The sequence below is a fragment of the Mobilisporobacter senegalensis genome (assembly GCF_003752155.1).
Classification (GTDB): domain Bacteria; phylum Bacillota; class Clostridia; order Lachnospirales; family Lachnospiraceae; genus Mobilisporobacter; species Mobilisporobacter senegalensis.
This window is the reverse complement of the sequence record NZ_RJVG01000004.1, coordinates 331772-346175: the sequence shown is the minus strand read 5'-3', so window position 1 is coordinate 346175 and position 14404 is coordinate 331772. Positions and strand designations below refer to the sequence as shown.

Genomic DNA, 14404 nt, shown 5'->3' with positions numbered 1-14404 from the left:
CTGGGTAATTGGGGAACATCATTAGACACAGTTAGAATTGGGCGGTTAACTAATGAGAATCAGATAAGTGAAAGGAGTTGTGTGATTTCATTTTGGAATCACACAAATTTAAAATGGGTATAAATATTTTAGTCGTAGAAGATGAACAATCAATAGCAGATTTGGTTGAACTTTATTTAAAAAATGATAATTACAATGTATATAAATTCTATACGGGGAAAGAGGCACTTGAATGTATTGAATCCGTACCCCTTGATTTAGCTATTTTAGATGTAATGCTTCCGGATATCGATGGATTTTCTATCTGCCAGAAGATACGTGAGAAATATTTCTTTCCAATCATAATGCTTACGGCAAAAGTGGAAGATATGGATAAAATCATGGGTTTAACTCTTGGGGCGGATGATTACATAACGAAGCCATTCAATCCCCTGGAATTAACCGCTCGTGTGAAAACACAACTCCGAAGATATAAAAAGTATAATAACGGGGAAGGGTTTGAAGACACCAATGAAACTAATAATGAAATAGAGTTCAGTGGGTTAATTATTAATAAGGATAACCACAAATGTATTTTATATGGAAAGCAGCTTCAGTTAACACCAATTGAATTCTCAATTCTCTGGTATCTTTGTGAGCATAAAGGGAAGGTCATATCTTCAGAGGAATTATTTGAAGCGGTCTGGGGAGAAGATTATTTAGATAATAATAATACGGTTATGACCCATGTAGCCAGACTTCGTGAAAAGATGAATGAACCATCGAGAAAGCCAAAGTTTATAAAAACGGTCTGGGGGGTAGGATATACCATTGAATAATAGTAAATATAAATTATCCGGTTCAAGATTAACAAGAGCAGTATTTTTCCAGTTTATCTCTACAGTTATAATATTTTCAATCTCCCTGGTGATAGGACTTTTAATGGCCAGATATTTCTTTTCAAGATTTACCTGGTATAGTGGAGACCTTATCTATGAAATTTTACGACCGATCAATAACAATATAGAACTATTTTTAATATTCGTCTGGGTCATAGGATTTATTATCATATTCTTCATATATTGGAGAAAGACATTAGGCTATGTAGATACAATAGCTGCTGCCAGTAATCTCTTAGTTGATCCCGGGGATGATTATATTCATCTTCCGCCGGAATTAAAACAAATAGAAGAGCAGATGAATCATGTGAAACAGGATGCGTTGCGTAATGCCAGATTGGCAAGAGAATCGGAACAGCGCAAAAGTGATCTAATTGTCTATCTTGCCCATGATTTGAAAACACCCCTTACCTCTGTGATAGGATATCTTACACTTCTTCGTGATGAACCCCAGATTTCAGAGAAAATACGTGAGAAATATCTATCCATATCCCTGGATAAAGCAGAACGATTAGAGGATTTAATAAATGAATTCTTTGAGATAACAAGATTTAATTTAAGTAATCTCACACTGGAACTGAGCCGTATCAATTTATCACGAATGCTGGAACAGATAGCATTTGAATTTAAACCAATCTTTGATACCAAGAATCTGCAATACAGTTTAGAGATTGAACCGGATATGGAGATAAAGTGCGATACAAATAAGATGGAAAGAGTCTTTGATAATCTGATTCGAAATGCAATTAATTACAGTTATGAAAATAGCACTATCCATATTATCGTAAAAAGAGTAAATGACGGAATCCATATGACTTTTCATAATCAAGGGAATACCATTCCAAAAGAAAAGCTGGATCGTATCTTTGAACAATTTTATCGTCTGGATTCTTCCCGTGGTACAAAAACAGGGGGTGCCGGCCTTGGGTTAGCCATTGCGAAAGAGATCATCGAACTGCACAAGGGTACCATTACCGCATCCAGTGAAAATGAAAATATTGAATTTGAAATTTATCTTCCATTTCTCTCTTAAGAAAATCGTATGATTTTCCAAAGAGAATAGCAAGAAATCCTTATTGAAAAACGAAAGATTAAAACTCTTTGATTTGTTACCATAAGTGTAACAAATCAAAGAGTTTTTTTATGGAGGTTTTTATGGAAAAGAAAAAAGTTGCAATTATTTTTGGAGGATGTTCTTCTGAATATGAAGTTTCACTTCAATCTGCCTATTCAGTGATTACAAATATAAATAATGAAAAATATGAAACAGTTTTAATCGGTATTACAAGACAGGGAAATTGGTTTCACTATTATGGGGATGTTAACAAAATTGCTACAGATAGATGGTATGAAGATGCACTTCTTTGTATTCCGGCAGCAATCTCTCCAAGCAGAGATATCCATGGAATTCTTGAGTTCAATGGGGAGGATATCAAAACGACGAAAATTGATATCGCATTTCCTGTGCTCCATGGTAAAAATGGTGAGGATGGAACCGTACAGGGATTACTTGAATTGGCAGGAATTCCATTGGTAGGCTGCAATGCCCTGGCTTCTGCCTTGTGTATGGACAAGGACCGGGCCCATAAACTTGTGGCTTTGGCAGGAGTAAAAACTCCAATGGCAGTAGTTTTTGATTCTGTGCCTTCAGAAAAGGAAATTATGGATCAAACAAAACATTTACAATACCCTCTTTTTGTAAAACCGGTAAAAGCAGGATCTTCTTTTGGAATTACAAAGGTATACGGGAAAGAACAATTGACGGAAGCAGTTAAGAATGCTTTTTTATACGATGATCAAGTAATCATTGAAGAAAATATAGATGGGTTCGAAGTGGGTTGTGCAGTTCTTGGAAATGGGGAACTTACCATTGGAGAGGTAGATGAAATTGAATTAGCAGATGGCTTCTTCGATTATGTAGAGAAATATAATTTAAAAACCTCAAAAATTCATATGCCCGCAAGGATTGATAAAAGGTTAAAAGAAAAAGTAAAGAAAACAGCAATTATCATTTATCGTGCTCTTGGATGCAGGGGATTTGCCAGAGTGGATATGTTTCTAGCTCCAAATGGCGAAATTGTATTTAATGAAGTGAATACGATTCCTGGTTTTACATCCCATAGCCGTTACCCTAATATGATGAAAGGAATTGGATTAGAATTTGGAGATATTTTGGACAAGCTGATTCAGTTGGGGCTGGAGTAATGAGAACAGTAAATTTATATAAGGATGACGTGGGAAGAGGATCTTTAATTTTAGTGAATCTAAACCATCCCATTAAGAGCAGTATGAAAATACCTCTAATGCCAGTGGATGCAGAATATAAAGATATCTGTATGGAAACAAAAGCATCTACTTTATTATCCCGGTTATTGGATACCATTGGAAGTAAGGGGAAGATCATTCCTGTAAGCGGATACCGCAGTAAAGAAGAACAGGAACAAATCTATGAAGAATCATTAAAAGAGAATGGTATGGAATTTACCCGTAAATATGTAGCATTGCCGGATCGGAGCGAGCACCAGACCGGACTTGCCATAGATCTAAGTGAAAAAAGTGAATCCATTGATTTTATCCGGCCTGATTTTCCATATACGGGAATATGCGGGGAGTTCCGCCAAAAGGCGGCCAGGTATGGTTTTATTGAAAGATATGCAAAAGGGAAAGAGAGGACAACAGGGATTTCTCACGAACCTTGGCACTTCAGGTATGTTGGATATCCTCATTCCCAGATCATTAAGAATCATCATATGAGTCTGGAAGAGTATATTGAGCACATGAAAGAGTTTCCATATGAAGGAAAGCATTATTTCTTAAAAGAGAAGTCCAGAATGACAGAAGTGTTTTATGTTCGAAAAGATTCTCATAAGACAACAATAGACCTCCCTGATAATGATTTGTATCAGATATCAGGGAATAATGTTGACGGTTTTATTGTGACCCTATGGAGGCAGTAAGATGAATCATTTAAAACGTTATGCATCTCTTGACTCTTTTCGTTTAGCAGCAGCTTTTCTGATTGTTGCAATCCATACTTCTCCCCTCATTTCTATGAGTGCAATAGCTGATTTTATTCTAACACGTATCATAGCGAGGGTAGCTGTTCCATTCTTCTTTATGGTCACGGGATATTTTATCTATTCTCATATAGAAAAAAAGGATACAAGATATATCATAGGATTTTGCAAAAAGCTGGGGATTACTTATCTTATTTCAGTTATCCTTTATTTACCTCTTAATTGGTATGCAGGGTATTTTAAGAATATTACAGTATATCAAATAGTAAAGGACATTATATTTGATGGGACTTTTTATCACTTATGGTATCTGCCGGCAGCAGTCCTTGGAGTACTTATTATAACAGGGCTATTGTATAAATTAAAAATATGTGGGGTTTTGCTTATTTCCTTTCTATTATATCTTATAGGGTTAGGAGGAGACAGTTATTATGGATTAGTAGTAAAGGCAGATGCTGTAAAAGGATTTTATGATCTACTTTTTAAAGTTTCCTCTTATACAAGAAATGGAATCTTTTTTGCACCTATGTTCCTGGCTCTTGGAGTATGGATTGGTCATTCGAAGAAACAGATAAGTAAAAAACTCTCTATAACAGGATTTACTTTATCCATAATACTTCTTTTTATAGAAGGAATGTTACTTTACAGCTTTAAATTACAAAGACATGATAGTATGTATATAGGTTTAATTCCATGTATGTATTTTTTATTCCAATTTTTACTATTGAAAAATGGAAAAAGTAAAAAAAGCCTGCGTTCCATTTCATTAATCATTTATATCATTCATCCTTGGATGATTGTTTTGATCAGAGGCTTTGGGAAAGCAGTGAATCTTGAAAAAATATTAATAAATAATAGTTTGGTTCATTTTCTTGGAGTGAGTATAAGTTCATTCCTATTTGCCTGGGTCATGGTCTTAATCCAAACCAAACTAAAAAAAAACGAACCTTCAAAGACAGGCAGGGCCTGGGCAGAAATAAATCTTGATGCGTTAAAGGATAATGCAAAAGAGTTACAAAATAGTTTACCTGATGGATGTAAACTTATGGCTATTGTGAAAGCCAATGCTTATGGTCATGGAGATATCAGAATCGCAAGAACATTAGAAAATGAAGGAGTCAAAGTATTTGGAGTCGCAACATTAGCAGAAGGAGTGGGACTTCGAAAGAATGGAATCAAAGGGGATATACTTATACTTGGATTTACGAATCCAAAGGATATAGATTGTCTTATAAAGTACTGTTTAATGCAGACAGTATTAAATTATGAATATGCCGATACTTTAAACAGATCCGGGAAGAAGATCAGGGTACATATCAAATTGGATACGGGTATGCACAGACTTGGAGAAGATTATAATCATTTTGAGGAACTGGAAGGGATTTATAAGATGAAGAATATCATTGTTGATGGTATATTTACTCATCTTAGTGTGGCAGACAGTTTAAAAGAAGAAGATATTATTTACAGTAAGATGCAAATAGAACACTACTTTAAAACAGTTTCTTACCTTAAGTCAAAAGGGTATAATCCGGGAAAACTACATTATCAAAGCAGTTATGGAATTTTAAACTATAAGGAGCCCCGATGTGACTATGCCCGCATTGGGATTGCCTTATATGGAATTTTAAGTAATTCCAATAAAACAAAAACTACTTTGAATCTGCAGCCGGTTATGTCTGTAAAAGCAAGGATAGCATTGGTAAGAGAGCTGTCAAGGAATGAAAGTGTCAGTTATGGCAGAACCTTTACCTCCCCAAAGGATATGAAAATTGCGGTCATAACCATCGGGTACGCAGATGGAATTCCAAGAAGTCTGTCGGGAGAAAGTGGATATATCCTGATTCATGATAAAAAGGCTCCTATTCTTGGGCGTATTTGCATGGATCAATTAATCGTTGATGTAACTGAGATCAAGGAAGTAAAACCCAATGATATTGCTACCATAATAGGAAAAGACGGAGAGGAAGAAATACGCTGTGAGGATTTTGCAGAAAGGTGCGGTACAATCACCAATGAAATTCTTAGTAGATTAGGGAACCGTCTGGAGTATATCTATCAAATGAAATAATCAAGTGGGGCTAAAATTCAATGTGGTTTGAACCACACTGAATTTTAGCCCTACTTATCCATGAACACAGCAGCTGTTAAAGGCTGTTGCAAAATTATTATGAATAATACAAGAAAGAGTTAAATCTCATCTGTGAATTCTCCCCTCTCTGCTTGAAGACATAGATGATAAAGTGCTGAAATGCCACTGATCTGTGCTCTGTTCACTTTATCTAAATATTTATTGATATCATTTGCAATTGTAATGATCCTGTCTCTGTCATTATAGTCAAATTCTTTTAGCTCTTCTTTTACCCTGTCTACAAAGTAATAATAGTTATTAGAGTAAATTGAAAATTTTAATGCATAAATAGTAAGGATTTCCTGAACATGTTCCTCGGAGAATATACGGTAATTATTTCCTTTCCCACGCTTTGCAGTAATAAGTCCAACTTTATCCCAGTAACGAATGGTAGAAGCCGGAACGCCGGTTTCTTCACTAATGTCACGTATCGTCATTAATCTTTTGGCTTTTTGGCTATCTGATCTTGTCTGTTTCTTGTTTATTAGATTTTCTGCAATTTTTTCTGAGATTATTTTATCTCCCCGGAGATTGACCTGGTGTTGATTTGCCATCCATAAAGCAGCATCTATATTTTTTAACATGACTTCCCGCAGAATTTTAGAGATATTGGATAATCCAAAACCAACGATCATTTCCCGGATACATATAAAATAAGCAAGATGTTCATTGGTAAATATTCGATATCCCGTTTCAGACCGGGATACCCGTGGAACTAAACCAAGTTCTTCATAAGTTCTTAAAGTAGTAGTACTGATTCCCAGTTTACGTGCAATGTCGATTGGTCGTATAGCCATAGTAACCTCCTTTGATATTAAGTAAAACTTTAGGTAGTTGGGAAACTCTTTTCTGTGGCTATTGATATTCCAGTGTTCTTAGGCTGTCTACTACAGTTTGCTAAAATATGTTTGACTTACACATACAAGAATAGCATTTATATGTGACGTACAAACAATTTTAGCAAACAGTAACGACAGACAAAGAACACGTTGGAACAATCATAGCCACAGAAAAGAGTTTCTTAAATATTTACAAGTAAAACTTAGTTCAGATAAGTTTAATTGTTGAGAAACATTATATCTATGGTTTAAGGTTTTTTCAAGGGTATACCATATAATTAAGGATTATTTTTTCAAAAAGTTTCCGTCTTGCATTAATGTTGTATAATTAAATTATATTGCAATATATGAATAGAAAAAGCTTGAATCTAAATTCTAATACATGGAGGAACATATGGAGAATAATAACTTGAATGAACAAAATAGGAAAGGGTGGAAAAAAGGGTTTTTTACGATTGCTTTTGGACAAACTATATCATTAATTGGAAGCAGCGCTGTTCAATTTGCTCTTATCTGGTGGCTGGCCAGTGAAACATCATCTCCGCTTATGTTATCATTTGCCAGTTTATTTGCTTTCCTTCCACAACTTCTGCTTGGACCATTTGCAGGAGTATGGGTGGATCGATTACATCGAAAGACAGTTATCATCTGTGCAGATTTGTTTATAGGAGCAGTTGCAACCGTATTCGCCTTTTCTTTTTTAATATGGAATCCTCCATATTGGCTGGTTTGGGTTGTTTTGGGAGCAAGAGCGGTTGGTAATGTATTTCACACACCGGCCATTCAGGCTGCTATGCCAATGCTGGTTCCCAGGGAAGAATTGATCCGTGCCAATGGATGGAATCAATTTATGCAATCAGGAGCGTTTATGCTTGGTCCGGTCATTGGAGCTGCTATGTATGGAGTGTTTCCAATTCCAGTGATTTTATTATCTGATTTACTTGGAGCAGTTGTTGCCTGCCTTACGGTTGCAGTTGTAAAGATACCGGAGATTGAAAGAGAGCAACAAAAGCATCCGGATTTTATCGGCGAGATAAAAGAAGGTATCACTATATATTTACAAGATAAAAAGTTATGTAATGTAACTTTAGCTATGGCAATATGTATGGTATTTTTTATGCCCCTAGGTTCATTTTACCCATTAATGACCAGTGATTATTTTAAAGCATCTGCCTGGCATGCCGGTTTAAATCAGCTATTATATGCCGTAGGTATGATGATTGGAGCAGTTGCTATAAGTAGTCTTGGGACTATAAAGAATAAATTATTGGTCGTTCGGATCGGATTACTTGCCATTGGTATTATATCTTTATTATGTGGAATTCTTCCTCAAAATATGACGGGATTTTGGATGTTTGCTGTTCTTTGTACACTGCTTGGAGCAACTATGAATATATATAATATTCCTTATGTGGCCTATATACAGGAACATATTCCCAAAGAAGCACAGGGAAGAGCCTTTTCCCTCATGGGCAGTCTGATGTCTGTTACATTGCCAATTGGTCTGATTGTGGCGGGACCGGTGGCAGAGAATTTTGGAGTTCCATTATGGTTTCTTATTGGTGGAACAGGGATGATTATAGTTACTTTGTTCAGTGAGGCAGTCACATTATTAAAGAAAGAAAATAGAAGCAATGATCAAAATTAATTATTGCCAGGGAGGGTTTTATGAAAGATGAATTTATTGTTTTAAAAGGCTGCAGAGAGAATAATCTAAAAAATATATCATTAAAAATTCCGAAAAGGAAAATCACAGTATTTACCGGCGTTTCAGGATCAGGGAAATCTTCCATTGTTTTTGAAACAATAGGAAAAGAAGCCAGCAGGCAATTAAATGAAACATTTAGTGCGTTTGTACGTAAATTTCTGACCAATTATGGAGAGGTAAAAGCGGATTCTATTGAAAACCTTTTAACTCCTATTTTAATTGATCAAAAAAGGTTAGGTGGTAATTCAAGATCTACTCTTGGAACAATATCGGATATCAATCCCCTTCTTAGAACCTTGTTCTCCAGGATTGGAACCCCTTATGTTGGACCACCTCATCATTTCTCTTTTAATGATATCAATGGTATGTGTCCTGAGTGCGAAGGATTAGGGAGGAAGATGGAGGCAAACCTGGATGCGATTTTAGATCAGAGTAAATCCTTGAATGAAGGTGCCATTTTACTTCCTAATTTTAATGTTGGATCCTGGTATTGGAAGATATTTGCGGAATCTGGTTTTTTTGATAATGATAAGAAAATCTGCGATTATTCCAAAGAAGAATTAGAGAAATTTTTATATGGAAGCCCTGAGAAATTACAGGCAGACGAATCAACAGGAATGCGATTTACTTATGAAGGGCTTATTGTAAAGTTTAATCGTCTTTATTTTAAAAAAGATGGGGAACAAAGTGAAGCTGCCAAGAAGAAATTAGATAATCTTTTAAAAGAAAGTGATTGTCCTTTATGCCATGGAAGCAGATTAAAACAGGATTCCTTAAATTGCAGGATACAAGGGCTTAATATTGCAGAGATGACGGAATTACAAATTGATGAACTGCTTGGGATTATTGATGACATTAAAGAGGAGGGAATTCGTCCCGTCATCAATAGCCTAAAGGAGAAATTAAAAAACATTGTGGATATCGGACTTGGATATCTTACTTTAGACCGGGAAAGTTCTTCCTTATCCGGCGGTGAGGCACAGAGAATAAAAATGGTCCGCTATTTAAACAGCAGCCTTACGGATTTAATGTATATCTTTGATGAACCTAGTATTGGACTTCATCCGAGGGATGTTTACAGACTGAATAATTTATTAATGAAACTTCGGGATAAAGGAAATACAGTAATTATTGTAGAGCATGATCCTGATGTGATTAAAATAGCGGATCATATTGTGGATGTTGGGCCATTTGCGGGTAAAGGCGGCGGAGAAATCATGTTTGAGGGAAGCTTTGTGGAACTTCTAAAATCGGATACCTTAACAGGAAAAGCCTTAAATAAAAAATTATCATTAAAAGAGCAGGTCAGAAAACCAAATGGGTGGTTAGAGATTAAAAATGCAAACTTGCATAATTTAAAGAATGTTTCTGTTAAAATTCCTAAGGGAGTTTTAACGGTAGTTACAGGTGTTGCAGGTTCAGGGAAAAGCAGTCTGATGAAGGGTGAGTTCTTAAAACAACACCCGGAAGTTGTACTGATTGATCAAAGTGCAGTCTTTGCAACAAGCCGTTCTAATCTTGCAACTTATGGGGGAATGATGGATGAGATACGTAAAGTCTTTGCAAAAGAGAATAAGGTAAGCGCATCCTTGTTCAGTTACAATTCAGAAGGAGCATGTGAAAGCTGTAAAGGGACAGGTTTTATTGAAACAGAAATAGCATTTATGGAAAATACAAAAGTTGAATGTGAAGAGTGCCAGGGAAAACGATTTAAAAAGGCAGTTCTGGAATATAAAGTAAAAGAGAAATCCATTCTTGATATTCTTGAGATGACAGTAAGTGAAGCAATTTCTTTCTTTGAAGAGAAGAAAATTAAAGTGCGTCTTGTTGGGCTTGAAGAAATGGGAATCGGATATCTGACTCTTGGACAACCACTGGATACCCTTTCAGGAGGAGAATGCCAGCGGTTGAAACTTGCCAATGAACTCCATAAAAAAAGTAATGTCTATGTAATGGATGAGCCATCCACAGGGCTTCATATGTCTGACATAGAAAACTTTACTGAGATTATTCAGAATCTAATCGAGAATGGCAATACTGTCGTTATCATCGAGCATAATGTGGACATTATGAAACAAGCGGATTGGATCATTGATATCGGACCGGAAGGTGGGATCAAAGGAGGAGAAGTGATATTTGAAGGACCTCCTATGGAAATTACCAAATGTGAGAGATCTTTGACAGGGAAGTATATATAGGAAGATAGTATGGTAGTAAAAGAAAAAATATAAAATAATACCATATCTGAATCTTAGCCACTTATCTAGAGGCGTAGCAGCTGTTCTCCCCCACTTTAGAAGTGGGAGAGAACAGCTGCTAGCCATCAGATCAACTAAGATCAGCGTGTTTTGATAAGTCTATGTAAGCACAGGATTCCAATCAAATTTGGAAAAGCCATAAATGCATTTACCAGATCGGAAAGTTCCCAGACTAAATCCAAGGACATAATTGCCCCAAGGAATATCATGACCATATATCCGATGCGGTAAAGATTAATAGATTTCTTTCCAAATAAATATTCGCAGGCACGTTCGCCAAAGAAGGACCAGCCAAGAAGTGTAGCTATAGCAAAAGCAATCAATGAGATTCCAAGCATCGGTTCACCAATGTAAGGAATCTGGCGAAAAGCAGCAGAGGTCAATTCGCCAAAAGTAAATCCTATGATTGAGTCTGGAAGTTTTATAATATTAGTCACAATCACAAGACCAGTGATTGCACACATAATGACTGTATCCCAGAAGGTTGCAGTCATGGAGACAAGGGCCTGTCTGGAGGGATCATTCGTTTTTGCACTTGCAGCTGCAATTCCTGCTGAACCAAGTCCTGCTTCATTTGTGAATAGCCCTCTGGAAATACCATATCTTGCAGCTGCTTTCATGGTATTTCCTAAAATACCACCTGTAAGTGCATGAGGAGAGAAAGCAGATTTTACGATTAATTCAGCTGCATTTATAATGTAGTCATAATTTAAGAAAAGTATAATAAAGCAGCCTATAATATAGAAGGCACCCATTGCAGGAACTAATTTAACACATACCTGACCAATCTTTTCCACTCCACCTACTATAACGAGTCCAACAAGTATTGACACAAGAAACCCCACAAAGTAAGGAGAGAAACCCCAAAGGGAAGTAGTGGCTGCAGTAATGGAATTGGATTGTGTAGAACAACCAACACCATAAGAAGCAATCAATGTAAAAAAAGCAAAAATCCATCCTAAAAATTTAGAATGCAGTCCATCTTCAAGGATATACATCGGACCTCCAAGAAAGGTACCATCTTTCGTTTTTCTACGAAATAAAAAACTTAAATAACATTCGGCATAGGAAGTTGCCATACCCAGGATACCAGTTAACCAGCACCAAAATATTGCTCCCGGGCCGCCCATGGCGACTGCTGTTGATATACCAACGATATTGCCGGTACCAATAGTGGCAGCTAATGTTGTTGCCAATGTTGCAAAACTGCTGATATCTCCTTCGCTGTTTAAATCATTTGTTACAGAATATTTTATTCCCCGAAAAGTTTTCTTCTGTATAAATCCAAGACGGAAAGTGAAGAATATGTGTGTGCCCATGAGCAAAAGCATCATTGGAGCACTCCATATATAATTATTAATATTTTTTATTATTGAAATCATTTTTTTTGTACCTGGCAGGAAACTTTCATTATACTATATGCTTATAATGTAAAACATATGAGAATAAGCTTTCAATAAAAAATCCCCCCCACAAATTACCATAATAATAATTATCACCTTGGTAACAATATCATTAAAGACATATCAATGTCTTTAATATTATATTTAGAGGTGAAAAAATTATGGCAAGTAATAATAATTCAGGTTCTAACAGAACAGAAGTTCCTCAAGCAAGAGAAGCTCTTAACCGTTTCAAAATGGAAATAGCATCTGAGATTGGTGTTCCATTAAAACAAGGTTATAATGGAGACTTAACAAGTGCTCAAAATGGTTCCGTTGGTGGAGAAATGGTAAGACGTATGATCAAAAGACAAGAAGAACAAATGTCTGGTCAAGGTCCAACAGCTTAATAGCAAAGGTGCTTAGGAATAGTAAGTACTAACTGGATAGAATTTATGTAGAATTCTAACCTAGGAAAAACATCATCTAATATTTATGATTTTTAATATACTTGATGTAAGACATCATCTTATTATTAACCATAATATAGATGATGTTTTTCTATGTAGACACCCATTTGGTGGCTCTTCTTTCAGGGCAGGAGATAATTTTTGTAATTTGTTCACATTTAAGATGAATTGTGATAAAATATTATAGCTGTGACTTTTTAAAAAGAAGAATATAGAAATTGCAAATATATAATCATGAAAGGTTAGGTAGATTATGGGTAAATATTTCGGAACAGATGGATTTCGTGGAGAAGCAAATGTAGATTTAAATGTAACTCATGCTTATAAAGTTGGAAGATTCTTAGGATATTACTATGGAAAAGAACATAAGGCAAAGATAGTAATAGGAAAAGACACAAGAAGATCAAGCTATATGTTTGAATATTCCCTTGTAGCCGGTTTAACTGCAAGCGGAGCAGATGCTTATTTACTTCATGTTACTTCCACACCTAGTGTTTCTTACGTAGTCCGAAGCGAAGATTTTGATTGCGGCATTATGATTTCCGCCAGCCATAACCCTTATTATGATAACGGTATTAAAGTTATAAATGGAAATGGATACAAATTAGAGTCTGAGATTGAAGATATGATTGAAGAATACATAGATAAAGAAGTGGACGATCTTCCATTAGCTACGAAAGAAAATATTGGCAGAACGGTGGATCACGCAATTGGACGTCACCGTTATATTGGTTATTTAATGTCTCTTGCTACCAGATCTTTTAAAGATGTAAAAGTAGGCCTTGACTGTGCCAATGGTTCCGCTTCCACGATTGCAAAAGGTGTATTTGATGCACTGGGAGCCAGAACATATACCGTTAATAATGAACCTGATGGAACAAATATAAATACCAATTGCGGCTCGACCCATATAGAAAATCTTCAGAAATATGTACTGGAGAATGGATTAGATATTGGATTCGCTTACGATGGCGATGCAGACAGATGTCTGGCAGTGGATGATAAAGGCGGAATTATGGATGGGGATAAAATTCTTTATCTTTGTGGAAAATATATGAAGGAAAGAGATGAGCTAAGCAATAATACAATTGTTGCTACAGTTATGTCTAATCTTGGCTTATTCAAAGCCCTGGATAATGATGGAATTCGTTATGAGAAAACTACGGTTGGAGATAAATATGTAAATGAATGTATGATTCAGAATGGATATGCTCTTGGTGGGGAACAATCTGGACATATCATATTTAGAAAGCATGCTACGACAGGAGATGGTGTATTGACATCTCTCAAAATCATGGAAGTTATGCTTGAAAAGAAAGCAAAAGTATCTGAATTATTAAAAGATCTGGTGATCTATCCACAATTACTCGTAAATGTAAAAGTTAAGAGTAAAAAGGATGCAAAGACGGATCCTGATGTTTTAAAAGCAGTAGAAGAAATTACAGCTATGTTAGGAGATGATGGAAGGATATTGGTCCGTGAAAGTGGGACGGAACCGGTTCTACGTGTCATGGTGGAAGCAAAAGATGATGAAACATGTAAAAACAGCGTGTATAAAGTCGTAGATATTTTAAAAGCAAATGGTCATGCTGTGGAATAGGTAAAAAACCGTAACAGTTCAGCCCTAAGCTCGAATTCGCTACGCTACTTCTCGCTTAGGCAGAGCGCCTTATAGAAAGTAGTGCACAAACTGCCCTTAGCGTGCAAGCACTCACGGGCAG

The 14404-nt window shown here is 36.0% G+C and carries 11 protein-coding genes; 9 read left to right on the top strand and 2 right to left on the bottom strand.

The window, feature by feature from the left end; translation table 11 throughout:
* The first annotated feature begins 113 nt into the window (after nucleotides 1-113).
* The 5 genes from vanR (at nucleotide 114) to vanT (ending at nucleotide 5966) form a co-directional block, all read left to right on the top strand.
* Nucleotides 114-818, top strand: a complete 705-nt coding sequence (vanR, locus tag EDD66_RS08850) for a VanR-ABDEGLN family response regulator transcription factor (protein WP_123609255.1) — start codon at nucleotides 114-116, stop codon at nucleotides 816-818.
* Nucleotides 811-1911: a vancomycin resistance histidine kinase VanS gene (gene vanS / locus EDD66_RS08845; RefSeq protein ID WP_408632104.1), complete on the top strand. Its 1101-nt coding sequence runs from the start codon at nucleotides 811-813 to the stop codon at nucleotides 1909-1911. Before vanR ends, vanS begins: the two co-directional genes overlap by 8 nt.
* 122 nt (nucleotides 1912-2033) lie before the next feature.
* Nucleotides 2034-3083 carry a D-alanine--D-serine ligase VanG gene (vanG, locus tag EDD66_RS08840; protein WP_123609217.1) on the top strand — a complete coding sequence of 350 codons (1050 nt, stop codon included), beginning with the start codon at nucleotides 2034-2036 and terminating at the stop codon, nucleotides 3081-3083.
* The gene (locus tag EDD66_RS08835) at nucleotides 3083-3835 is read left to right on the top strand and encodes a M15 family metallopeptidase (protein WP_123609216.1); all 753 of its coding nucleotides are present in this window, start codon (nucleotides 3083-3085) and stop codon (nucleotides 3833-3835) included. Before vanG ends, EDD66_RS08835 begins: the two co-directional genes overlap by 1 nt.
* 1 nt (nucleotide 3836) lies before the next feature.
* Nucleotides 3837-5966, top strand: a complete 2130-nt coding sequence (vanT, locus tag EDD66_RS08830; protein ID WP_123609215.1) for a serine racemase VanT catalytic subunit — start codon at nucleotides 3837-3839, stop codon at nucleotides 5964-5966.
* A gap of 119 nt (nucleotides 5967-6085) precedes the next feature.
* Here the strand turns inward: vanT and EDD66_RS08825 are convergent, their stop codons facing one another.
* A complete protein-coding gene (locus EDD66_RS08825; protein WP_123609214.1) occupies nucleotides 6086-6823 on the bottom strand; it encodes a MerR family transcriptional regulator in 738 nt (245 codons plus the stop codon).
* Nucleotides 6824-7259: 436 nt separating this feature from the next.
* Between EDD66_RS08825 and EDD66_RS08820 the strand changes: the two genes are divergently transcribed.
* Entirely contained in the window at nucleotides 7260-8513 is a 1254-nt protein-coding gene (locus EDD66_RS08820; protein WP_123609213.1) for an MFS transporter, read from the top strand.
* A 20-nt stretch (nucleotides 8514-8533) separates the two neighbouring features.
* Nucleotides 8534-10771, top strand: coding sequence for an ATP-binding cassette domain-containing protein (locus tag EDD66_RS08815; RefSeq protein ID WP_123609212.1), 2238 nt, complete (start codon nucleotides 8534-8536; stop codon nucleotides 10769-10771).
* Between the two features lie 140 nt (nucleotides 10772-10911).
* Here EDD66_RS08815 and EDD66_RS08810 read toward each other — a convergent pair whose 3' ends face one another.
* The gene (locus tag EDD66_RS08810) at nucleotides 10912-12165 is read right to left on the bottom strand and encodes an alanine/glycine:cation symporter family protein (RefSeq protein WP_243115330.1); all 1254 of its coding nucleotides are present in this window, start codon (nucleotides 12163-12165) and stop codon (nucleotides 10912-10914) included.
* 230 nt (nucleotides 12166-12395) lie between these two features.
* Here EDD66_RS08810 and EDD66_RS08805 point away from each other — a divergent pair, with 230 nt between their 5' ends.
* Nucleotides 12396-12623: an alpha/beta-type small acid-soluble spore protein gene (locus EDD66_RS08805; protein ID WP_123609210.1), complete on the top strand. Its 228-nt coding sequence runs from the start codon at nucleotides 12396-12398 to the stop codon at nucleotides 12621-12623.
* A gap of 313 nt (nucleotides 12624-12936) precedes the next feature.
* Nucleotides 12937-14283, top strand: a complete 1347-nt coding sequence (glmM, locus tag EDD66_RS08800) for a phosphoglucosamine mutase (protein ID WP_123609209.1) — start codon at nucleotides 12937-12939, stop codon at nucleotides 14281-14283.
* Nucleotides 14284-14404: the final 121 nt, after the last annotated feature.